Genomic DNA, 24,354 nt, shown 5'->3' on the forward strand with positions numbered 1-24,354 from the left:
TGTCTCTCAGACGGTTTGGGTGCTGTCCGCCCAGGCGCCGTAGCCACCCAGGATGTCGCTGACATCGGCGAAGCCGCGCTGGCGCAGCAGGCTGGCCGCCACCGATGAGCGGTAGCCGCCGGCGCAGTAGACCACGGTCGGGCGGGTGGGATCCAATTCGCCGGTCCGGTCGGGCAGCTGACCCACCGGAATGTTGACCGCGCCGGGGATCGTGCCCGCCTCGGTCTCGCCGGGATTGCGCACGTCGACGATCTGCAGGTTTTCGACGGTGGCGGCGCGATCATCGAAGGCGGTGGCAGTCAACCGTGAGGCGATGGTCACGTCATCGGAGTGCTCGAACATCGTCCGCTCCGGATGGTCGAGGTAACCCAGCACCCGGTCGAATCCGATGCGGGCCAGCCGATTCTTGCCTTCGCGCTCCTCGCCCGGGTCGGTGACCAGCACGATGTCGGCGTCGGGCTTGACCACCGAGCCGGCGAATTCGGCGTAGCGCCCCGCCAGGCCGATGTTGATCGCGTTGCGCACGTGGCCCAGCGCGAAGTCCTCGGGGCTGCGGCCGTCGATCAACATGGCCCCGCCGGCCACGGCGTCGGTGGCCTGACGGTAGTCGAGCGCCTCCGGCGTCGCCTCCTCGTCCAGCAGCGCGCGGTCCTTGCGGTTGAGGATCGCGTCGTAGACGAAGTAGCCCGGGGCGGGCGGCTGGCCCGCGGTGACCAGTTCGACGAACGACTGCTTGCCGGGGGCACGCAGGGCGTAGTTGGTCTGCTTCTGCTCACCCATGGTGGACGACAGCTCGGTGGACAGGTTCTTGCCGCAGGCCGAACCTGCGCCGTGCGCCGGGAAGACCCGGGTGGCATCGGGCAGCGGTAACAGCTTCTCGTGCAGCGAGTGGTAGAGCTTGTCGGCCAGTTCCTCGCGGGTGAAGCCGATCGAGGCCAGCAGATCCGGTCGGCCGACATCACCGATGAACAGGGTGTCGCCGGTCAGAACACCGTAGGGCACGGTGTCATCGGCGCGCTCGTAGACCACGATGCTCATCGATTCCGGGGTGTGGCCGGGGGTGTGACGGAACTCCAGCACCACCTCTCCGAGTGAAATGCGTTGGCCGTCTTCGACTCCCATGTGATCGAACTCCGGCTTGGCGACCGAGGAGTACACGATCGTGGCACCGGTGGCCTTTGCCAGCTCGAGATGGCCGGACAGGAAGTCGGCGTGAAAGTGGGTCTCGATGACGTGGGTGATCTGCATGCCCAGCTTCTCGGCATCGGCGACGTATTCAGAGACGTCGCGCTGGGGGTCCACGACGACGGCGCGGCCCGTGGATTCATCGCCGATCAGGTACGACGCGTGGGACAGACAGTCCAGGTAGTACTGGATGAACTTCATTGTTCGACTCCTCAGTGGGCGGCCTGTATACCTAGGGGGGTATACCAATAAGGCCAAATATACCCCTTGGGGTATAGGAGTCAAGCCGACGAATGCGCCCCCGGTGGGTATCCGGGGGCGCGATCGTATTCGGGGCGGAGCGGGTCAGGCGGCGAAGCCGGCGCTGCGCGCAGCCAGCGCCTCTTCGTAGCGATCCAGCACCGTGGCGGCCACCAAGCGGTGCGGACCGAGTGGTTCGGCCATCGGAATCCCTGTGGCGCAGGCAAATTCAGCGACCCGATCAGTGATGCGGCCGTGTGCCAGGAACCAGGGGGCGATCACCAGGCGCCGTGCGCCGCGGCGGCGCAAGCGGTCGACGGACTCCGGCAGGGATGGGGTCTGCCCTGTGGCGAACGCCACCTCGGTGCCGGCCCAGCGGGTGCCCTCGGCCAATGCGCCGGCCAGGGCGGCCGTACGGGCATTGGCGGCCGGATGCGATGAGCCGACGCCGACCAGGACCACGCCGAGGTCGGCGTCGAATCGAGACACTCCCACCGCGGTCAGCCGCTCCCGCACCACCTGCAGCAGCCGGGGATCGTCGCCGAGCACGTCGGCCTGGGTCACCACGGCGCCGGAGTTGGCGATCAGCTCGGGAATGTCGATCCGGGCGTGATAAGCGCTGCCCAGTAGCAGCGGCACCACCACGGCTCCGGGCTCGACATCGGGCAGCACCTCGGTGAGGTTGGGTGCGTTCTGTTCACAGAACGCGACCCGCACCTCGGTGTCGGGCAGCAGGCGGCGCAGATGCCCGCCGATGGCGTGTGCGTTCGCCGACGAACGCGGATCTGCGCTGCCGTGTGCGGTGAGAACGAGTGTCATGAATGCCTCACGAGGCGTGCAGCCCGCACTCCGTCTTGGACTGACCGGCCCACCGGCCGCTGCGCGGATCGGCGCCGGCCTCAGGTTTGGCGGTGCACGGCGCGCATCCGATGGACGGATAGCCTTCGTAGACAAGGGGATTGACAAGGATGTCGTTGGCGTCGATATACGCCTGCATCTCCTCGTCGGACCAGGCCGCGATCGGGTTGATCTTGACCAGGCCGAAGGCGGCATCCCAGCTGATCAGCGGGGCGTTGGCGCGGGTCGGTGCCTCCACGCGGCGGATGCCGGTAACCCAGGCGGTGTAGCCGGCCAGGGCCTTGACCAGCGGCTCCACCTTGCGCATGCGGCAGCATGCCGCGGCGTCGCGGGCGAACAGGTCCTTGCCGTGCAGTTGGTCCTGCTGGGCGACGGTCTTCTCCGGGTGGACGTTCACCACGTTGACGCCGTACACCTGCTCGACAGCGTCACGGGTGCCGATGGTCTCGGCGAAGTGGTATCCGGTGTCCAGGAACAGCACATCGACACCGGGGCGCACCTTGGCCGCCATCTCGACCAGAACGGCGTCCTGCATGTTGGACGCCACGACATACTTGCCGCCGAAATGCTTGTCGGTCCAGCGCAGCAACTCCTCCGCGCCGGCATCGGCCAGCTCGGCCGCACCGCGCTCAGCGAGCTCGATCAGTTCCGCCTCAGTCAATGTGGTCACCTCAAGTCGTCCTCGTCGGCCCGTACGGCCCACTGGGCGAAACGCTCGCCGGCCTCGCGTTGTTTCACGAAATTGCGCACGATCCGCTCGATGTAGTCGCCGAGCTCGCTGGCCAGCACCTTGTGTTGACGCAGCTTGCGGCCGAACCCGCTGTCCAGGCCGAGGCTGCCGCCCAGGTGGACCTGGAAGCCTTCCTCGGGGCCGTTGCCGTCGTCCACCATCTGTCCCTTGAAACCGATGTCGGCGACCTGGATGCGGGCGCAGGAGTTGGGGCAGCCGTTGATGTTCACGGTGACCGGCACGTCGAGCTCGGCGTTGAGGTCGCCCAGCCGCGCCTCCAGCTCCGGCACCAGGGTCTGCGCCCGTCCGCGGGTGTCGGCGAAGCTCAGCTTGCAGTACTCGATGCCGGTGCAGGCCATCAGGTTCTGACGCCAGTGCGACGGCTGCGACTGCAGTCCCAGCGCGTCCAGTCCGATGCGCAGGGCATCGAGCTTTTCGTCGGGCACATCGAGGATGATCAGCTTCTGATACGCGGTCAGGCGGGCGCGGTCTGCACCGGCCGCTTCCATCAGATCGGCGACTTTGGTCAGGATGGTGCCCGACACCCGGCCGGCGATGGCGGAGACACCGACGGCGTTGAGGCCGTTACGGATCTTCTGCACGCCGACGTGGTCGACGGTGTGCGGGACCTGTTCGGGGGCGGGTCCGTCGATGAGGGGGCGCTTCAGGTATTCCTGTTCGAGAATCTCCCTGAATTTTTCGGTGCCCCAGTCCTTGATCAGGAACTTGAGCCGCGCCTTCGACCGCAGTCGGCGGTACCCGTAGTCGCGGAAGATCCCGACGACGCCGGCCCAGACTTCGGCGACTTCCTCCAGCGGCACCCACACGCCGACCCGCTGCGCCAGCATCGGGTTGGTCGACAGGCCGCCGCCGACCCACAGATCCAGGCCGGGCCCGTGCTCGGGGTGGTTGACCCCGATGAACGACACGTCATTGATCTCGTGGGCCACGTCCTGCAGGCCGGAGACGGCGGTCTTGAACTTGCGGGGCAGGTTGGAGAACTCCGGATTGCCGATGTAGCGCTGTTCGATCTCCTTGAGCGCGGGCGTCGGGTCCAGCACCTCGGCCAGCGAATCGCCGGCCAACGGGGACCCGAGCATGCCGCGGGGGCAATCGCCGCACGCCTCCATGGTCTGCAGGCCGACCTCGTCCAAGCGGCGCCAGACGTCGGGGATGTCCTCGATGCGCAGCCAGTGGTACTGCAGGTTCTCCCGGTCGGTGATGTCGGCGCTGTCGCGGGCGAAGTCGATCGAGATCTGGCCGAGGGTGCGGATGGCCTGAGCCGACATCGCCTTGCCGTCGGTGCGCACCCGCATCATGAAATACTCGGCCTCGAGCAGGTCGGCGTTGTCGTCACCGGTGAAGGTGCCGTCGTAACCCTCGGTGCGCTGGGTGTACAGGCCCATCCACCGGAACCGGCCACGCAGGTCGTCCTTGGCGATGCTGGCAAAGCCGTCCCGCGAGTACACATTGAGGATGCGGTCGCGCACGTTGAGTGCGTCGTCTTCCTGCTTGAACTGCTCGTTGTGGTTGAGTGGGTCGCGGCTGCCCAGCGCCCACTGGCCTTCGTCGCGGGGGCGCTTGGCCTTGGCAGGGGCCTCGGGGGTTGTCACTGTTGTGCTCCTCGGAGAAAGGAGCTGGCATGTAGACCGCGCACGTCACCGGTGGCTGTCCGGCGGCGCAGATCCGGTGCCAGCTGAAACTATGGGGCGGGCGGGGTCCGAAATCAACGCATGATTAGGGCAGACAGCAACAGCTACATACGCGCTTGAAATCGACATGCCGACGAGCCACCAGCGCAATGCGGGTGGTGCTGTTGTGGGCGGCAGTCACGCCTGCCATTCTGCCACGATTGTCGCCACCTGCCCTAACCGGGCCATATTTGCGTTCAGGGTGAGCAAAAGTCGCCGCTGGACAGTCTGGGAAAATAGAACCATGAGCACCCGCACCGCGCCCGTTGGCCAACCCCGGCTGGCCACCGATGAGCGCTTGCGCGAAGAGCATGGCGGCGTGCCCGGGCGCGCATTCGGCATCTATATCCATGTGCCGTTCTGTGCGACCCGGTGCGGATATTGCGACTTCAACACCTATACGCCCGGCGAGTTGGGGGGTGCCAATCCCGACGGCTGGCTGGCCGCACTGCGCGTCGAGCTGGCCCTGGCTGCCGCGACAGTCGGTTCCGTGCCGGTGCAGACGGTGTTCGTCGGTGGCGGCACGCCCTCGCTGCTCGGCGGGCCAGGCCTGGCTGCGGTGCTGGGCGCCGTTCGCGACAACTTCGAACTGGCCGCCGGCGCCGAGGTGACCACCGAGGCCAATCCGGAATCCACCTCACCCGAGATGTTCGCGACGCTACGTGAGGCCGGCTACACCCGAATCTCTCTCGGTATGCAGTCGGCGGCGCCGCAGGTGCTGGCGGTCCTGGACCGCACGCACTCCCCAGGACGCGCGCCTGCTGCGGCGCTGGAGGCCAGGGCTGCGGGGTTCGAGCACGTCAGCATTGATCTGATCTACGGCACGCCGGGGGAGACCGATGATGATCTGCGGCGCTCGATCGATGTCGCGCTGGGCGCCGGCGTCGACCACGTATCCGCGTACTCGCTGATCGTCGAGGACGGCACGGCCCTGGCTCGCCGGGTGCGCCGCGGTGAGATCAGCCGGCCCGACGACGACGTGCTCGCGAAGCGCTACGAACTGCTCGACAGCCGGCTGTCGGCGGCGGGGCTGCACTGGTATGAGGTGTCGAACTGGAGCACCGGCGGCGGGGAGTGCCGGCACAACCTCGGCTACTGGGACGGTGGCGAGTGGTGGGGCGCCGGTCCGGGAGCGCACGGCTTCTTGGGCGCCACTCGTTGGTGGAACGTCAAGCATCCCAATGCTTATGCCCAGGCTCTGGCTGAAGAACGTTTACCGATCGCGGATTTCGAGGAGCTTGATGACCGCGACCGGCATGTGGAGGAAGTGATGTTGCGGGTCAGGGTGCGCGCCGGCCTGCCGGTCGCACTGCTCGGCGCAGAAGAACTCGATCGGGCCGAAACTCTTTGTGGTGAAGGGCTTCTCCTGCGCAACCAAGATGCCCTGGTGCTCACCGACCGTGGTCGCCTGCTCGCCGACGGAGTCGTCCGCGACCTGCTCGGGTAGGAAACGTAACCGCTGGACTCTCGTGAAATACCTGTGAACTGGCTGTGTTCGCATGTGTGGAATCTGTGCGGAAGATTTTGATCCCATGGTAGATACGTGGCAGGTACGTAGGTCTGTGCAATGGAAATCATCGGGCTACTGTTTGCCGAATGCTCACCAGGAACGACCAAGCTGACTGCACTGCCTCGGCGGCGCTCGTCTCGTTCGAGCTGCCCACGGGTGACAACGCGACCGGCCCAGCCGATTTGGTCGCCGAGATCGCTCGCGTGCTGTCCGGCGACGGCAGTGATTACGTGGTGTACGAGCGAGGAAACCGATGGATCCTGGCTTCCGGAGCGCAGTTCGGTGTCGAGTTGGACTGCGATGAACTGAGACTCACCCGCGACGGTGCGGTAGTGGCCAGACGGTCGTGGACCGGTAGGCCGGGGGCGGTCCTCCGCGACGCGGTGGATCAGATGCTCGCCGATGCCGAAACCAGTGCCGATGCCGCATTCGGCTGGATCGCATTCGAATTCGGTGCGTTCAAGTTCGGGCTCCAGGACAAGTTGGCACCGAAGACGCCGCTCGCGCGGGTCTTCACCCCGCGGACACAGATCGAGGTCACCGCTGACCGGGTAACGGTGCGTGGTGGCGGCGAGCGCGATCACGATGTCGTGCGCCGATTGATCGTCGACGGCTTCGAGTCCACGGCCGAACCTCGCGCAGTTGACATTCGGCAGGACGGCAGTGCCTATCGCGACCGGGTGGCATCCGCGATCGACGAGATCGCCGGGGGCCGGTATCAGAAGGTCATCTTGTCGCGCCGTTTCGATGTGCCGTTCCGGCTCGACTTCCCGTCGACCTACCGGCTGGGCCGCCGGCACAACAACCCGGCCCGGTCATTCCTGTTGCGGCTCGGTTCACTTCGTGCGCTCGGCTACAGCCCCGAACTCGTTGCCGCCGTCCATGGGAACGGCTTGGTGGTGACCGAACCGTTGGCCGGTACCCGGGCATTCGGCCGCGGCGCCGCCGATGATCAGGCGGCCCGCGACGATCTCGAATCCAACTCCAAGGAAATCGTCGAGCACGCGATATCGGTGCGCAGTTCGCTCAAGGAGATCGCCGAGGTCGCCGAGCCGGGCACGGCGACCGTGACCGACTTCATGACGATTCGTGAGCGCGGGAGCGTGCAGCACCTGGGGTCCACAGTGGGAGCTCGCCTCGACCCGTCGATGGACCGCATGGACGCGCTCGAGGCGCTGTTCCCCGCGGTGACCGCGTCGGGGATCCCCAAAGCCGAGGGGGTCGACGCGATCCTGCGGCTCGACGAACTGCCCCGGGGCCTGTACTCCGGCGCGGTGGCGATCTTCTCGGCAGACGGGTCCCTCGACGCAGCACTCGCACTACGGGCGGCCTACGAAGCTGATGGGCACACCTGGCTGCGGGCCGGAGCCGGAATCATCGCCGAATCCACGCCCGAGCGGGAGTTCGAGGAGACCTGCGAGAAGCTGGGCACGTTGTCGCCCTATCTGATCGCGGCAGAGGAAGGCCTGCCGACATGTGAGTGAGCTAACACCGCACCGCGGCCGTGGCCGATCTCGAAAAAGGTAACCAGTACGGCCACGTCTAACCGTGAAAGTGCACGTCATCGCCGCTGGGGAGCTTCCCAGCAGTTTCACAGCATCGGTTCGGGGTAGAACACCTGATCTGTCGCGCAATGTGCCACTATTGTCCGCATGTCGGCACCCTATTTAGGCAAGGCTATCCAGACCTCGGCCCGGTTGGGATGCCGCTGACATGGCACCTGAGGCCTCGACTCCGGAACCTGTCGCCGTCATCGGACTGGGCTGCCGGGTAGCCGGCAGCGTCACCACGCCCGCGGATTTCTGGAGCTTCCTGCTCGAAGGGCGCAGCAACGTCAGCGAGGTCCCCGCCGAGCGGTGGGAGCCCTATCTGCGGCGTGACCCGCGCAATGCCGCGGTGCTGCGTGAGGTCACCCGGCTCGGGACCTTCCTCGACGATCTGGCCGGCTTCGACGCCGAGTTCTTCGGTGTTTCGCCGCGTGAAGCCGAGGTGATGGACCCCCAGCAGCGGATGGCGCTCGAAGTCAGCTGGGAGGCGCTCGAACACGCCGGGGTGTCGCCCCGAATGCTGGCCGGCAGCGACACCGCCGTGCTGATGGGCGTCAACTCCGACGACTACGGCAAATTGATCATGGAAGACCTGCCCGGGATCGATGCCTGGACAGGTATCGGAACCTCGCTGTGTGGCATCGCCAACCGGGTCTCGCATCTGCTCGATCTGCGGGGCCCGAGCGTGGCGCTCGACGCAGCGTGTGCGGCCTCGCTGGTCGCGGTACACCAGGCCTGCCAGATGCTGCGGGCCGGCGAGACGTCGCTGGCGCTGGCCGGTGGCGTCAGCGCGTTGATCGGTCCGGGCCTCACCCGAGTGCTGGACGAGGCCGGGGCCACCGCCCCCGACGGCCGCTGCAAGACCTTCGATGCCGCAGCGGACGGTTACGGGCGCGGTGAAGGCGCCGGTGTCGTCGTCCTCAAGCGGCTTGCTGATGCCCAGCGCGACGGTGACCGCATTCTGGCCGTGGTGCGCGGCGGTGCCACTGCGCAGGATGGCCGCACCGTGGGCATCATGTCTCCCAACGGCGCCGCCCAGGCCGACATGTTCCGGCTCGCCTGCCGAATGTCGGGGGTTGACCCCGCCGGCATCGGGTATATCGAGGCGCACGGAACCGGAACTCCCACAGGCGATCCCACTGAGGTCGGTGCCCTGGCCGAGGTGTACGGCGCCGGGCGTACCGAGGTGGACCGGTGCCGCATCGGGTCGGTCAAACCGAACATCGGCCACCTCGAGGGTGGTGCCGGGGTGATGGGCCTGATCAAGACAGTCCTGGCGCTGCACCACGAGACGATCCCGCCCACGGCAGGGCTGCGCCAACTCACCGGTGCGGTGGACTGGGCCAACACCGGGCTGCGGGTGCCCACCGAGGCCGAGTCGTGGGCCCGTACGGACACTCCACGTCAGGCCGCGGTGTGCAGTTACGGCTATGGCGGCACGATCGCGCACATCCTGCTCGAAGAAGCCCCGGTATCTCTGGATCCGTTGGAGCGCAGGCCCTCCGGTCCGCTGATCGTTCCGCTCTCCGCGCGTTCCGGACAACGGTTGGCCCGCCAGGCCGAAGTGCTGGCAGATCACCTGCGGGCCGGTCACCAGGACGTGGCGCCGGTGGCTGCCACCTTGTGGGCCCGGCGTACTCACGAACCGGTGCGGGCCGCGGTGGTCGCCGAGCACCGGCATGAGTTGATCGCCGGCCTCGACACGTTGGCCCGGGGCGAATCCGGCGGGGGTCTGGTCACCGGCGCAGTGCCGGGCGGGCAGGCGCGGGACGCGGTATGGGTGTTCTCCGGACACGGTTCACACTGGGCCGGTATGGGTCGCGAGTTGCTCAGCGCCGAACCAACTTTCGCCCGCGTCATCGACGAGGTCGACGAGGTGTTCGGGCCCGAACTCGGGTTCTCTGCCCGTTCTGCGCTGGGCAGCGAAGATCTCGGTGGCACCGACCGGATCCAGGCGTTGACCTTCGCGATGCAGGTCGGACTGGCCGCGGTGTTGCGGGAGCGGGGGGTCCGGCCCGCCGCGGTGATCGGGCACTCGGTCGGTGAGGTCGCGGCATGCGTTGTCTCCGGAGTGTTCGACCTGCGCCAGGGCGCAGCGGTGGCGTGCTACCGGGCCCGCGGCTTCCGGGCCGTGATGGGTTGCGGTGCCATGGCTTTGGTGCGGCTGCCGTTCGACCAGGCTCAGGAGCGGCTGGCCGGCCGCGCCGACGTGGTGGCGGCCATCAGTGCATCGACAGAATCCTGCGTCATCTCGGGTCTCACCGAGGCGGTCGAGGAGGTGTGTGAAGCGTGGGCGGAGGATGGCGTCGTAGTACGCCGGGTGAACACCGACGTGGCGTTCCACAGCCCCGCGATGGATGACCTGACCGGTGCCCTGGCAGAGAGCGTCGCCGGCCTTCATCCGCCGTGCGATGCGGCAATCCCGCTCTACACCACGGCGTTGACCGATCCGCGTTCCACGGCGCCGCGCGACGCCGACTACTGGGTGCAGAACCTGCGCGGGCAGGTCCGGTTCGCCGAGGCCGTCACGGCCGCCGCCGAGGACGGACACCGACTGTTCCTCGAAGTGTCCGCACATCCGGTGGTGTCGCACTCCATCGTCGAAACCCTGCTGCACCTGGGTATGGACGAGCATGCCGTCATCCCGCTGCTGCGGCGTAACGCCCCCGAGTCGCCCGCCGTCACCACGGCCATCGCCACCCTGTACTGCCACGGTGCCGATGTCGAACATGGTGTCGCCCAGGCTGACCCGTGGGACGCCGACTTGCCGGTCACCCAATGGCAGCACCGCCGGTTCTGGCGGGTGCCCACCGCGGCGTCCGGCGGGAGTGCGGTCCACGACACCACCAGTCACACGTTGCTGGGCGGACGCACCGACGTGGCCGGAACCGTCTCCACCCGGATGTGGCAGACCCGGCTGGACTTCGACACCCGGCCCTACCCGGGAGACCATCCGGTGCAAGGCACCGAGATCGTTCCTGCCGCCGTGCTGCTCAACACTTTCCTGACGGCAGCCGGCGCGGGCGCCGTATTGACTTCTGGCGCGGGCGCCGTATTGACTTCTGGCGCGGGCGCCGTATTGACAGAGGTGCGGCTGCGCACGCCGGTGGCCCCGGCCCGCGCGCGTGACCTTCAGGTGGTGCTGCAGGACCGCGAGTTGACCCTGGCCTCCCGGTTGGCGGATGCTGCCGGGGATCAGGACGGCGGATGGCTGACACACAGCAGTGCGGTGGTCACCCGTGCTGAAGTAGACGAGAACGTCGACCCGCCCATCGACCTGGCCGCGGCGGTGACGCGTTGCCCCGAGAACCTGGCGCCGCGGCACGTGATCGACACCCTTGCCGAGTTGGGCGTCGCTGCCATGGGATTCGATTGGGACATCAAGGATCTGCGCCGCGGCGACGGTGAACTGCTGGCCCGGGTGAGTTCCGAGTCCGATGGTGGGCAGCCCCGAACGTGGGCATCGCTGGTGGACGCGGCGACCTCGGCGGCCTCGACGAGCTTCGACGGCCCGCCGCGGCTGCGCATGCCTGCCCGCATCGAACGGGTGCAGGTGCACGCCGCACCTCCGGCCACCGCGATGCTGTCGGTCCGGCGTCGGCCCGGGACCACCACCACCGATGTGGTGATCGCCGATGAATCCGGATCGGTGCTGCTGTCGATCGGCGGGATGACCTTTGAGGAACTCGAGAACCCTGGGCGCGAAAGGTCAGCCGCCGACACCCACCGGATCGTGCACCGGATGGCATGGCATCCGGTGTCGGCCCGCGATGAGCGAGTGCCCAGCGGGGTGGTGTTGGTCGGCGGTGACGTCGACCGGCTGGAAGCCGCCGTCGATGACCTGAGTGCCGCCGGGGTGCCCTACCGAGCGGTCGAAGATCCCGCCGAGCTGGAGTCGATCGTCGAAAGCGGCGTGTTACCAGCAGAACTCGGCGATTCCGCGGTGCTGCTCGTGTTGCCCCGCGATGATGACTCACCCGAGGGCGCCGTCGAGCTGGTGACCAGGACGCTGACGGTGCAGCAGCAACTGGGCGTGTCCGCGCGACTGTGGGCACTCACCGTCGGCGTCCACGAGGGAGCAAACCTGACCCATGCACCACTGTGGGGGCTGGGCCGGGTCGCCGCCGCCGAGCATCCGCAGCTGTGGGGCGGTGTCCTGGATGTGGCTGACGGGCGCCTGCCGTTGACAGCACTGGGATCGTTGGCCGGACACGGCGTTTTGGTGGTCCGAGACGGAGTGGCCCTGGCTGCTCGTCTCGCGGCGTCGGGCTCGGCTCCCGCCACGCAGGTCAACCCGATGCGATGCACGCCCGGCGGCACCTACCTGATCACCGGTGGCACCGGCGTGCTGGGTTTGAAGATGGCCCAGCGCCTTGCCGATCTCGGCGCCCGCCGGCTCGTGCTGCTGTCGCGGTCGGGTCTGGGGGACCGCTCGTCGTGGGTGGACAACCAGCAGTCGGCTGCGGTCCGCGCGGTCACCGCACTGGAGGAGCGCGGCGTGTCGGTGACCGTCGCCGCAGTCGACATAGGGGCCGCCGGATCGGCCGATGCCCTGCGGGATCTGCTGCGTCCGTTGCCGCAGGTGCGCGGAGTGATCCATGCCGCCGGCGTGGAAGCCGGTGCGCTGCTGATGAATACGACGTCCGATGAGTTCGCCGCGGCCATGCATCCCAAGGTGCACGGCACCCTGGTCCTGCACGAGGTGTTCCCACCAGAACAACTCGACTGGATGGTGCTGTTCTCCTCGTGTGGCTATCTGGCTGGTTTCCCCGGCCAGGGTGCCTATGGCTGCGCCAACTCGTTCCTCGATGTGATGGCCCGGCACCGGCGCGGACTGGGGGACCGCACCACAGCCGTTGCCTGGACCGCGTGGCGCGGAATGGGGATGGGCTCGGCATCGGAATTCGTCGCGGCACAGCTCGATGCGCTCGGCATGGGGATGGTCGACGCCGACGACGCGCTCCGCGCGCTCGATCTGGCGATGCGCGAAGACACGGCCAACGTCGTGGTGCTGCCGGTCCTACCGGCCGCCGCCGCGGTGCCGATTCTGGTGGACGTGGCGCCCGAAGAGGAACCCGACGATGATCTGTCGTCATCGACCGCGGGGGAGTACGACCCCGACCAGCTGGCCGCCCACGTATTGACCGCGGTGGCAAGCCAATTGGGCCTGGCAGAGGCGGACGTGAACGTCGACCTGCCGTTGGTGGAATTGGGTGTCGACTCGATCATGACGGTGCGGCTGCGGCGCCAACTGGAGAAGCAGACCGGGCTGTCGCTGCCGCCGACCCTGCTCTGGGAGCATCCCACCGCCGCGGCCGTCACGGCCAGGATCATCGAGCTGATGGCCCCGGCGGTGGAGTGCGAAGTTCGGTGATCGCGGCGATGAGTTTCTTCTTGTCCACCTTGCCCACCGCGGTGGTGGGCAGCGTCGGCATCGGAACCAGCACATCCGGCCGGGCATGGGCCGATGTGCCGCGCTGATCGAGAAACTCGTTGAGCTGAACGAGAGTGACCGGAGCGCCCTTGAAAACAACTGCGGCACAGATCTTCTCACCCAGGTAGTCGTCGGGCAGCGCTACTGCCGCGGCCGCGTAGACCGCGGGGTGGGTCAGCAGGTGATCCTCGAGGTCGGTGGCTGACACCGTCTCCCCGCCGCGGTGGATGACGTCCTTGATCCGGCCGGTCACCTCGACGTAGCCGGCCCGCGGCCCGTCGTGGAAGATCCGGACCCGGTCGCCGGTGCGGAAGAAGCCGTCGGGGCTGAAGGACCGGGCATTGGCCTCCTCGGCGCGGTAGTAGCCGTTGAGGGTGTACGGTCCGCGCACCAGCAGCTCACCCTCTTGCCCGGGGGCGACCTCGTGGCCGTCCTCGTCGACCACGCGCATCTCGTCATGTGGCGACATCGGCCGGCCCTGGGTGTGCTCCACCACGTCCACCGGATCGCCCGGCCGGGTGAAATTCAGCATCCCTTCGGCCATTCCGAAGATCTGCTGCAGGCCCGAGCTCAGGCCCTGGTGCACGAAACGGGCCTCTTCCGGGGACATCCGTGATCCGCCCACCTGGACCACCCGCAGCGACGTCGGCAGGACCGGTTCCCAGTCGCAGGCCTGGGCCCACAGCTTGGCCAGGGCGTTGACGAGGCCGGTCACGGTGACGCCGTGGGTGTTGATCAGGGCGAACGCCGATTCGGGACTGGGGTCGTCGGTGTAGACCGTCGTCGCCCCGACCGTCATGGAGCCGAGCAGGCCGGGGCAGGCGAGCGGGAAATTGTGGCCGGCGGGCAAGACCGCCAGATAGACGTCGTCGTGCACCATTTCGCAGGCCTGGGCGCAGGCCGCGGCGTTGTAGGCGTAGTCGTCATGGGTGCGTGGGATGAGCTTGGGCAGGCCGGTGGTCCCGCCGGATACCAGCAGTACGGCAGGACCGCTGGTGTCGATGGTGATGTTCGGTGGTTTCGGGTCGTCGAAATCCTTGAGGGCGGACCAGGATTGGAAGGATCCGGGATCGCCGTCGACGAGGATGTGGCGCAACCGGGGATGCTCGGCGGCGAGTTGGGCAGCCAGGTCGCGGTGGTCGAATCCGGCGATGATGTCGGGGATCACGAGTCCGACTGCGCCGCTGACCTCGGCGAAATGGCCGAGTTCGGCAGACCGGTGACCGGGCAGGCACAGCACCGGGACCACCCCCGCGCGAAGCAAACCGAAAGTGGCGACGGCGAATTCACGAGTGTTGGGAAGCTGTACCAGGACACGGTCGCCGGGGGAGATGCCGCGGTGGGCCAGTGCCGCACCGATCCGGTCGGCGAGGGCGTCGAGTTCGGCGAAGGTGTGGCCGCCGGTGGCGTCGATGACGGCCGGCTTGTCTGGCCAGCGCTGCGCGGCCTCGCGCAGGATGCTGTCCAGTGGTTTGCCCTGCCAGTAGCCGGCCCGGCGGTACACCTCGGCACGGTCCTCGGGGAACCCCGTGAATCCGTTTGCCAGTTCGTCCTGTTCACGGTCAAAACCGGTGGTCATGGCTGTTCTGGCTCCTGTCGGGTGAGTGTGTCGGCAGATCGAATATAGGGTAACCTCCACTAAGTTAGGGCAGCCTTTACTAATTGTTAGGAGGATGGTGAGCGTGCTGGCGACGAGTTCCCAGACGGTCCGCGACGAGGTCGCCGAACTCCTGGGGGTCAGCCCCGACGCCGTCGATCCCGACGCGGACCTGATTGCCTCCGGGCTCGATTCGATCCGGATGATGTCGCTGTCCGGCCGCTGGCGTAAGCAGGGCATCAACGTCGGATTCGCCGCCCTGGCAGCCAATCCCACCGTCGCCGCCTGGATCGAGCTGGTCGCCGAGCATGCTCCTGATGCGCCCGCCGAAGCGTCCGTGCCGGACACCCCCGGCGAGGAAGGCGACACCTTCGCGTTGGCGCCCATCCAGCACGCTTTCTGGGTGGGACGAAACCACGATCAGCAGCTCGGCGGTGTCGGTGCTCATCTCTACGTCGAATTCGACGGCGCCGGCGTCGACCCGCAACGGCTGCAGTCCGCAGCGGCGAAGCTGGCTGCACGCCACCCCATGCTGCGGGTCGAGATCCTGCCCGACGGCACCCAGCGGATCGGCAATCGGCCGCTGCCGGTTACCGTCTACGACCTACGAGACCTGGATGAGGCTGCGGCACAAGCGCAGTTGGAGATGATCAGGGAATCCAAGTCCCATCAGATGCTGCACGACGAGGTGCTCCAGCTCAGCCTGTCGCTGCTGCCCGGAGAGCGCACGCGTCTCCATGTCGATATGGACATGCAGTGCGGGGACGCGGTGAGTTACCGCAATTTCATGGCTGATCTGGCCGTGTTCTACCGCGGCGCCGACCTGCCCGATCTCAGCTGCACCTACCGCGAATACCGGGCCCAGCTGACCGCCTCGGCGCCGCCGCCGTCGCAGGAGGACGTGAAGTGGTGGGCCGAGCGGGTGCCCGATCTGCCGGACCCGCCTGCGCTGCCACTGGTTCCGCTGCCCGATCAGCGCAACCCGCACCGCAGCATCCGGCTCTGGGAAACCCTCGACGTGCCGACCCGCGACGCATTGTTCGCGGCGGCACATCGGCGCGGCATCACTCCGGCCATGGCGGTCGGAGCGTCGTACGCCAATGCGCTGGCGCACTGGTCGACGCAGTCCAGGTTCCTGCTCAACCTGCCGATGTTCGGCAGGGAGCCTTATCACCCCGATGTGGACAAGCTGGTCGGTGACTTCACGTCCTCGCTGTTGCTCGACATCGACCTGACCGGAGCCGACACGGCCGTGAAGCGGGCCCGGGTGGTCCAGGAGACGCTGCACGCCACGGCCGCGCATTCCTCGGTGTCCGGCCTCGATGTGCTGCGCGACGTGAGCCGCCACCGCGGCAGCCAGACGCTGGCCACCATCGTCTACACCAGTGCGCTGGGCCTGGGTGATCTGTTCGCCGGTGATGTCACCGACCAGTTCGGCGCGCCGGTGTGGACCATTTCGCAGGGGCCGCAGGTGCTCATCGATGCTCAGGCGACGCCGCTCGCCGACGGCCTGATGATCAATTGGGACGTCCGCATCGAGGCGTTCCGGCCTGGAGTGGCCGAGGCCATGTTCGCCTACCATCTGGACGAACTACGCCGACTGGCCGCCGATGACGCGGCCTGGGATGCCGCGGACCCGCCGGCCGCCTCCGCCCAACAGCGCCAGGTGCGGGCCGAGTTGAACGCTTCGGCATCGACACCCAGCGGTGATGTCCTGCACACCGGTTTCCTCGCGAATGCCGACGCCACCCCCCACGCACCCGCGGTGTACTGCAGCGCAGGCGATCTCACCTATGGCGAGCTCCGCGACAAGGTGCTGACCGTGGCTGCCGCCTTGCAATCCCGGGGAGTGTGCCGGGGCGAGGTGGTCGCGGTGCTGGGCCCCAAGAGCGTCGAACAGGTCATCGCGTTGCTGGCCATCTCGATGGTCGGCGCCGCGTATCTGCCGGTCGGTGTCGACCAGCCCGCCGATCGGGCCGCGCGCATCCTGCACACCGGCGGCGTCGACTTCGTCCTGATCTGTGGATCGGGGTCCGAGCATCCCGAACTGCCGCACCTCACCGTTGCCGATGCCGAGATCATCGGTGATCCGGCGCATTTCGAGCCCGTGGGCCTCACCCCGGACGATCTGGCGTACGTGTTGTTCACGTCGGGCTCCACCGGCGAGCCCAAGGGTGTCGAGGTCACCCACGACGCGGCGATGAACACCATCGAATTCATCAACGACCATTTCGAGATCGGGCCGGCCGATCGGTGCCTGGCGTTGTCGCACCTGGAATGCGACCTGTCGGTCATCGACGTCTACGGGACGCTGCGCTCAGGTGGCTCGCTGGTCGTCGTCGACGAGGAGCACCGCCGCGTTCCGGATGTCTGGGTCAAGCTCATCGACGAGCATCAGGTCACGGTCCTGCACTTCCTGACCGGATGGTTGGAGATGCTCGTCGCCGCCGGCGGAGCCGGCGGAGCCGGCGCATCTGGCACAGCCGGCGGAGCCGGCGCATCTGGCACAGCCGGCGGTTCGCTTTCCTCCCTGCGGGTGGTTCCCACCGGCGGCGACTGGGTGCGTCCGGACCTGGTGCGGGCGCTGCGCGCCGCGGCGCCGCGGGTCCGCTTCGCGGGCCTCGGCGGGGCAACCGAGACCGCGACCCACAACACCATCTTCGAAGTCGGATTCGGTGACGACGCCCTGCCCTCGCACTGGACTTCGGTGCCGTTCGGTGTCCCGCTCTCCAACAACTGCTGTCGCGTGGTCGACACACGGGGCGAGGACTGCCCCGACTGGGTGCCGGGTGAGCTGTGGGTCGGCGGGCGCGGCATCGCCCGCGGGTATCGCGGGCGCCCCGATCTGACCGCCGACCGGTTCGTCGAGCACGACGGCCGCCGCTGGTACCGCACCGGGGACCTGGTGCGGTCGTGGCCCGACGGCACGCTGGAATTCGTCGGGCGGGCCGACGACCGGATCAAGGTGAGCGGCTTCCGTATCGAGTTGGGCGAGGTCGAGGGCGCCTTGTGCCGCGTCCCCGGCGTGGACGCGGCCGTTGCGGTGCTGGTACCGGTCGACGGCGGCCACGATCTGCTCGGAGCGGTGGTCCGTGCGGATCTGAACCAGAACCACCTGACCCCTGAGTCGGTGGGAGCGGCGCTGGCCGAGCTGGTGCCGGCGCACATGATCCCGCAGGTGCTGCTGGTCGCCGACGAAATTCCCTACGCCAGGGGCAAGACCGACCGCGCGGCGGCAGTCCGGCTGCTCTCGGCGGTCGGCGCCCCCGAGACCAGGGGGTATCAGGCGCCGTCGGGCCCGCTGGAAACGGCCCTGTGCGCGATCGTCGGGGACGTTCTCAAGCGGTCCGGCGTCGGAGTCGACGACGATTTCTTCGCCCTCGGCGGTGACTCGGTGCTGGGTACGCAGCTGGTGGCCCGGATCCGGGACTGGCTGGACACCTCGACCGTGATGGTCGCCGATGTCTTCGCGGCGCGAACGGTCGCGAAGATGGCCGCGTTGCTGGAGGGCCGGGAGGCGGGCTCGGACCGCCTGCAGCTGGTGTCCGAGCTGTATCTGGAGGTCACAGGTATGGACAGCGCCGATGTGGCCACCGAGTTGGCACGCACGTCCCCAGAACCGGCGTTGGGCAACTAAGGTTAGAGTTACTTCAGTTAGGGCAGGCTTTGCTTATCGTCAGGAGGTCGTTGTGGACGCCGTGAGTCGCACGACTACGCAGACCGGGCACGCAGTGGCGACCGAACCGCTGCACCAGGGGTTCTTCGCGCACGCGCAGGCCGCACCCGACGACATCGCGGTGGTCGGTCCGACCACCCGCTGGACCTACCGGCAACTGCGTGAGCAGGCGGTGTCGGTGTCCGGTGCGCTCGCCGTGGCCGGTGTGCGCGTCGGTGACCGGGTCGCCGTCGTCGGCCCGACCGGCCTTGACACGGTGATCGCCACGCTGGGGATCCTGGCGGCAGGCGGTGTCTGTGTGCCGGTCGACTCTGCCGATCCGGTCGAGCCGGTCCTGGACCACGCGGGTGTGCGGATGGCGCTGTTCACCGGCGACGGGCCGCCCAACTGGCTGCCTGCGCTCACCGTCTCCGAGGCGTTGCGGATCGGAGAGCGCACCTGCGGCGTCGCGCCGGTCTGCTCCGAGCCGCGTGAACCCGCCTTCCTGGCATCGCTCGACGAGGCCGGATATGCAGTGGTGACTCACGCCGCGGCCCACGATGCCGTGGTGGAACTCGGCGCCCGGCTCGGCGTGACCGGCGATGACCGCATCGGCGCGTTCTCTGCGGCGGGCGCTGCGGCTCCGATCCTCATGATGCTGGTGGCACTGACCGCGGGCGCAGCCGTCGTGGTTGCCGATGATGCGCCGCGGCGCAACCTCGAGCGGGGCATGAACGGCTTCGCCCTCGCTGTGCGGCATCGGGGTGCGGTGGCTGCTCTCGACACCGCCGTGCCATCGTGACCGGGGCGGATACCCAGATCACCGCCAAACCCTGGGTGAAGCGCTACCCAGGGGCCGAAAGCGCAACAGCCACACTGGTATTCCCGCACGCCGGCGGAGCGGCGCTGGCCTACCGCGGATTCGGGATGGCGCTGGCCGCGGCCGGGTCCGACGCCTATGTCATGCAATACCCGCAGCGTGGCGACCGGTTGTCGCATCCGGCCGCGCCCACGGTGGGCGATCTCGCCGAAGATCTGTTCAACGCGGCTGACTGGGCGGGCGTCGAATCGATACGGCTGTTCGGACATTGCATGGGGGCGGTGGTGGCCTTCGAATTCGCGCGGATCGCGGAACGCAACGGCGTGGCGATCGATGCCCTGTGGGTGTCGGCCAGCGAGGCGCCGTCGGCGGTGGCGGCTGCGCCCGCACTGCCCATGGCGGAGTCCGAGATCCTCGCCGAGATGGTCGATCTCGGCGGCACCGATGAGGCACTGCTGGCCGACGACGATTTCGTCGAACTGCTGCTGACGGCAGTGCGGGCCGACTACGCGGCATTCAACCGGTACTCGTGCGCGGCCGACGTGACGATCGCCGCCGACATCTACGCCCTGGGCGGCGACCGTGACCACCGAATCAGTGAGGACATGTTGCGGCGCTGGGAATCTCATACGACCGGCGCCTTCACGTGCTCCATGTTCGACGGCGGGCATTTCTACCTCAACTCCCAGCTTGAGGATGTGGCGGAGCTCGTGAATGAGCTCTAGCCGCCGGCTTCCCGGGCCTGACAGCGCCGATCCGGTGGTGATCGTGGGGATGGCGCTGGAGGCACCCGGCGGAATCGACACCGCCGACGACTACTGGTCGCTGCTGACCGAGCAACGTGAAGCGCTCGGCCGATTTCCCGCCGACCGCGGTTGGTCGGTACGCGACCTGTTCGACGGTTCGCGCCGCGACGGGTTCAAACGTATCCACGACTTGGGCGGATTCCTCTCCAGCGCAGCGACATTCGATCCTGCCTTTTTCGGGATCTCACCGCGAGAAGCGGTGGCGATGGATCCGCAGCAGCGCATCGGACTGCGTATCGCGTGGCGTGCACTGGAGAACAGCGGCATCAACCCCGACGACCTTGCCGGGCACGACGTGGGTTGTTATGTCGGTGCATCGGGCCTGGAGTACGGGCCGGCCCTCTCCGAGTTCTCCCACCACAGCGGACATCTGATCACCGGCACCTCGTTGGGCGTCATCTCCGGGCGGATCGCCTACACGCTGGATCTGTGTGGCCCGGCACTGACCATCGACACCTCGTGCTCGTCGGCGTTGACGGCGTTCCACACCGCCGTGGCGGCGGTGCGGGCCGGGGACTGCGACATGGCGTTGACCGGCGGTGTGTGCGTGATGGGCACACCGGGGTACTTCGTCGAGTTCTCCAAACAGCACGCGCTGTCCGACGACGGGCACTGCCGGCCCTACAGCGCGCACGCCAGTGGCACGGTGTGGGCCGAAGGGGCGGCGATGTTTGTGCTGCAACGTAAATCGGCGGCCGCACGGGACGGTCGGCGCATCCTGGCCGAGGTTCGCGCGACTGCGGTGAACCAGGACGGCCGGACCACCGGTCTGACGGCGCCCAGCGGCGCCGCCCAGCAGCGGTTGTTCGCCAAGGCGATCGAGCAGGCGGCCGTGCGCCCAGAGGATGTCGGCTTGATCGAGGGGCACGGCACCGGAACCCGGCTCGGAGATCGCACCGAACTGCGTTCCCTGGCGCAGACTTACGGAGCCACCGCGCCAGGGGCCGGCGCCTTGTTGGGGTCGGTGAAATCCAACGTCGGGCACTCCCAGGCCGCCGCGGGCGGGCTGGGACTGGCCAAAGTCATCCTCGCTGCCGAGCATGCCTCCATCCCGGCCACCCTGCACGTCGACGAGGTGAGCCGGGAGATCGACTGGGACAGTCAGGGTTTGCGGCTGGCCACCAAGCAGACCCAGTGGTCGGCGGTCAACGGGCAACGCATCGGAGCGGTGTCGGCCTTCGGGATGAGCGGCACCAACGCACACGCGATCGTTGCCGTGCCCGATGTTCCCGGAGCCGCCGCATGAGCGAAGCTTGCGAGCGAATCGTGCTGCCTGAGGGCGAAGCCGGCGTCCTGCCCGACGCTCGGACGCCGGTCCTGCTCAGCGCGCACGCCGAGGATCTGATCGCCACCGACGCCGCGGCCATCCTGCGCTATCTGGACTCGCGTCCCGAGGTGAGCGCAGCCGACGTCGCCGCCACCCTGCGGACCACCCGGCGCCTGCGCCGCCATCGCGCCGTGGTCCGGGCCGACGACCGCGAAGAACTCGCCGCGGGCCTGCGTGCGTTGGCCGAGGGCGCCGACCATCCGTTGGTCACCCGCGCGCAGGGCGGGGCGCAGGCGCCGGGTTCCGGTGCCCGCATCGCCTTCGTGTTTCCCGGTCAGGGCAGCCAGTGGCCGTCGATGGGCGTGCAGGCCTACGAGCTGCTGCCGGCCTACCGGGCCGAGGTCGACCAGTGCGCCGCGGAGTTCCAGGCCGCCGGTGCCAGGTCCCCGCTGGATTACCTACTGGCCGAGCCGGATTCGGGCGCGGTCACCAATGATTTCTCCCAGGTGCAGATCCAGGGCGCTCAGTTCGTCCACGGCGTGGCATTGGCCCGGGTCTGGCGGTCCTGTGGTGTGCTGCCCGATATCACCGTCGGTCACAGTCTCGGCGAGATCGGGGCCGCGTATGTGGCCGGCACCATCACGCTGTCCGACGCGGTGGCCGTGGTGATCGCCCGTGCGACCGTACTGGACCGGTTGACCGGTCCCTACCGGGTCGCGGTGCTCGGGATCACCCCCGACGACGCGTCGAAAGTGGTTGCCGAGACACCGGGCTGGCTGGAACTGTCGGTGGTGAACTCGCGGTCATCGGTCGCGGTGTCGGGGGATACGGATGCGGTGGCCGCGGCGGTGGCCACCGTCACCGGTCGCGGATCGTTCGCCAAGGAGATCGAGATGTGGTTCCCGGCGCACACCACTGCGCTGGACGGGTCGCGCGGCGAGCTCGAATCGCTTCTTCCCGTGGCACAATTCAGTGAATCGCCAGTGCAATTCGTCGGCTCGGCCACCGCAGACGTCGTCGAGGCCGGCGCCGGATTCGCCGACTACTGGTACACCAACCTGCGCAGCACCGTGCGCTTCGACCGGGCTATCGAAACGGCGGCGCGGCGCGGTGCCCGGATCTTCGTCGAACTTTCCGCGCATCCGGCACTACTGTTCGCCATGGGCGACCTGCTCGACGACGCTGTCGAACTCACCGGCGGTCCGGCGGTAATAGTGGGATCGGGCCGGCGCGACGAACCGATCACCGAGCGGCTCAGCACCAACATCATCTCCGTCGCGATGGCGGACTCCGGCTACCGCTGGGATGACCTCCCCAACCACACGCCGGCCCTGTTGCGCGACTTCCCCTTCGCTCCGATGCGGGCCGAGCACCTCTGGGCGACACCGCAACCACTGCCTCCGGTCGCGGGGCTGACCGTGGCCGTCGAGCATTGGGAGGAGCGGACCCGTAGCGACGCACCGCCCGGACAGCGTCGGGTCGCCGTGCTCGATCTGGCGGCCGGCCAAGGGCCCGCCGCGGCGTTGGAACGTGCGCTCGAAGAGGTTGTCGGGCCCACCGCGGTTGCTCCCGACGATGCCGACCTGCTGATCGTGGTCGCACCGGTGTCGGAGCAGGCCGATGCAGTGGCCGCGGCAGAAACCTTGAGCCGCCGCGTGGACGAGGGTCTGCTCGGCTACGCCCGGGCGATCACGCCGGATACCCGCGACGTGTGGCTGGTCACTGTCGGTGGCGAACAAACCGGCGGCGAAACGCAGGGTCCACGGCCCGAGGCGGCTGCGCTGGCCGCGGTGCACAGCAGCATGAGCTACGAACACCCGGACCAGACCTTCCGTCACCTGGACCTGGCCGAGCCGGCCCCCGACCTCGCCGCCGCCGTGACAGCGATCACCGCCATGCTGACCGATGCCGATCACATCGCGCTGCGGGACAACGGTTCCGGAACCACGGTGTGGCACCGAGGGATGCGCGATGACACTTCCGACGCCCGGTCCTGGACCGCCGAATCGGGGATGTTCGAAGAGGTGGTCATCACCGGCGGAGCCGGGGCGGTGGGCCTGCACTATGCCCGTCACCTGGCCGAGCAGGGGGCCCGGCGCATCGTGCTGCTCAGCCGCAGCGGCCTCGATGACGCGCAGGTCGCCTCGCTGGCCACCCACGGCACCGAGATCGTCGCTCCCCGCTGCGATCTCACCGACCCGGCACAGATTGCTGCAACCGTCGCCGAACTGGCGGTCGGCCCGGCGTCGCTGGTGATCCACGCAGCCGCGTCCGCCATCATTGCCCCGGGAAACGAGCTGACCGGTGCGACGGTGCGAGATACCTTCGCGGCCAAGGTGAGCGGGCTGGCCAATCTGACGGCGGCCTGGCCGATGCGCCCCGATGCCCGAATCGTGTTGTGCTCCTCGGTTTCCGGCCTGTGGGGTGGATACGGTCACGCCGCCTACTCGGCGGCCAACCGACTGCTCGATGCCCTCGGCAGGCAGCTGCGCGAACAGGGCAGGTACTGCACCTCGGTGCGGTGGGGACTGTGGCCGGGAGACGGCATCATCGATTCCGGTGAGATCAGCCGGGTTGAGCGGTCCGGTCTGCGGGCCATGGCGTCCGACCTTGCGGTGGAGGCCGGCCTGCGTGACTACCCGGCCGATCCGCTGGTATTCGCAGCCGACGCCGAGCGGCTGCAGACCTTCCTCGGCGCGGCGGCTCAATCCGGTCGCCTCGGCGACACCGCCGAGGCTCCGCAAGACGACGTCGCCGAGACCGCCGATGCCACCGGCGCGATGAAGATCGCGTTGGGCGCCGTGCTGAAGCTCGACGACACCACCGCACTGGATCTCGACACGTCGCTGCTGGATCTCGGCGTCGACTCCCTGTTGGCGATCGACCTGCGCAAGAAGCTCAAGAAGGCCACCGGCCGTGCAGTGCCGCTGGCCACCATCCTCGGTGGCGCCACCGCCGCCGAATTGATCGAGCATTTGGAAAGACCTGAAAAGGAAGCATTTTCGCGTGACTGA

At 68.1% G+C, this 24,354-nt stretch carries 14 protein-coding genes; 8 read left to right on the plus strand and 6 right to left on the minus strand.

Features of this window, described 5'->3' with window-relative positions; translation table 11 throughout:
* Nucleotides 1-6: 6 nt before the first annotated feature.
* The 5 genes from ACZY08_RS26755 to ACZY08_RS26775 form a co-directional block, all read right to left on the minus strand.
* Nucleotides 7-1,386, minus strand: a complete 1,380-nt coding sequence (locus tag ACZY08_RS26755) for an MBL fold metallo-hydrolase (RefSeq protein ID WP_463747631.1) — start codon at nt 1,384-1,386, stop codon at nt 7-9.
* A gap of 144 nt (nt 1,387-1,530) precedes the next feature.
* A complete protein-coding gene (locus tag ACZY08_RS26760) occupies nt 1,531-2,244 on the minus strand; it encodes a sirohydrochlorin chelatase (RefSeq protein WP_463747632.1) in 714 nt (237 codons plus the stop codon).
* Nucleotides 2,245-2,251: 7 nt separating this feature from the next.
* On the minus strand, nt 2,252-2,953 hold the full coding sequence (locus ACZY08_RS26765) for a phosphoadenylyl-sulfate reductase (protein WP_463747633.1): 702 nt from the start codon (nt 2,951-2,953) through the stop codon (nt 2,252-2,254).
* Entirely contained in the window at nt 2,950-4,626 is a 1,677-nt protein-coding gene (locus tag ACZY08_RS26770; RefSeq protein WP_463747634.1) for a nitrite/sulfite reductase, read from the minus strand. Before ACZY08_RS26770 ends, ACZY08_RS26765 begins: the two co-directional genes overlap by 4 nt.
* 124 nt (nt 4,627-4,750) lie before the next feature.
* Complete coding sequence (locus ACZY08_RS26775; RefSeq protein WP_463747635.1) at nt 4,751-5,056, minus strand: Ms4527A family Cys-rich leader peptide; 306 nt, start codon at nt 5,054-5,056, stop codon at nt 4,751-4,753.
* On the opposite strand from ACZY08_RS26775, the gene hemW reads away from it, so the two are divergent.
* The 3 genes from hemW (at nt 4,949) to ACZY08_RS26790 (ending at nt 13,135) form a co-directional block, all read left to right on the plus strand.
* Nucleotides 4,949-6,151 (plus strand): radical SAM family heme chaperone HemW, encoded by a 1,203-nt coding sequence (hemW, locus tag ACZY08_RS26780; protein WP_463747636.1) that lies wholly within the window; start codon nt 4,949-4,951, stop codon nt 6,149-6,151. The two genes, ACZY08_RS26775 and hemW, sit on opposite strands and share 108 nt — an antisense overlap.
* Nucleotides 6,152-6,300: 149 nt before the next feature.
* Complete coding sequence (locus ACZY08_RS26785) at nt 6,301-7,698, plus strand: salicylate synthase (RefSeq protein WP_463747637.1); 1,398 nt, start codon at nt 6,301-6,303, stop codon at nt 7,696-7,698.
* A 229-nt stretch (nt 7,699-7,927) separates the two neighbouring features.
* On the plus strand, nt 7,928-13,135 hold the full coding sequence (locus ACZY08_RS26790; protein ID WP_463747638.1) for a type I polyketide synthase: 5,208 nt from the start codon (nt 7,928-7,930) through the stop codon (nt 13,133-13,135).
* Here ACZY08_RS26790 and ACZY08_RS26795 read toward each other — a convergent pair.
* Entirely contained in the window at nt 13,092-14,774 is a 1,683-nt protein-coding gene (locus ACZY08_RS26795) for a (2,3-dihydroxybenzoyl)adenylate synthase (RefSeq protein ID WP_463747639.1), read from the minus strand. The two genes, ACZY08_RS26790 and ACZY08_RS26795, sit on opposite strands and share 44 nt — an antisense overlap.
* Nucleotides 14,775-14,868: 94 nt before the next feature.
* Between ACZY08_RS26795 and ACZY08_RS26800 the strand changes: the two genes are divergently transcribed.
* The 5 genes from ACZY08_RS26800 to mbtD all read left to right on the plus strand — a co-directional run bounded on the left by ACZY08_RS26800 (nt 14,869) and on the right by mbtD (nt 24,354).
* Nucleotides 14,869-18,429 carry a non-ribosomal peptide synthetase gene (locus tag ACZY08_RS26800; RefSeq protein WP_463747640.1) on the plus strand — a complete coding sequence of 1,187 codons (3,561 nt, stop codon included), beginning with the start codon at nt 14,869-14,871 and terminating at the stop codon, nt 18,427-18,429.
* Nucleotides 18,430-18,490: 61 nt separating this feature from the next.
* Nucleotides 18,491-19,249, plus strand: a complete 759-nt coding sequence (locus tag ACZY08_RS26805) for an AMP-binding protein (protein WP_463747641.1) — start codon at nt 18,491-18,493, stop codon at nt 19,247-19,249.
* A complete protein-coding gene (locus ACZY08_RS26810; protein WP_463747642.1) occupies nt 19,246-19,992 on the plus strand; it encodes a thioesterase II family protein in 747 nt (248 codons plus the stop codon). Before ACZY08_RS26805 ends, ACZY08_RS26810 begins: the two co-directional genes overlap by 4 nt.
* The gene (locus ACZY08_RS26815) at nt 19,982-21,319 is read left to right on the plus strand and encodes a beta-ketoacyl [acyl carrier protein] synthase domain-containing protein (RefSeq protein WP_463747643.1); all 1,338 of its coding nucleotides are present in this window, start codon (nt 19,982-19,984) and stop codon (nt 21,317-21,319) included. The genes ACZY08_RS26810 and ACZY08_RS26815 overlap by 11 nt, the downstream gene beginning before the upstream one ends.
* Nucleotides 21,316-24,354, plus strand: a complete 3,039-nt coding sequence (gene mbtD, locus ACZY08_RS26820) for a mycobactin polyketide synthase MbtD (RefSeq protein ID WP_463747644.1) — start codon at nt 21,316-21,318, stop codon at nt 24,352-24,354. The genes ACZY08_RS26815 and mbtD overlap by 4 nt, the downstream gene beginning before the upstream one ends.

Source organism: Mycobacterium sp. IDUB_9, assembly GCF_055419505.1.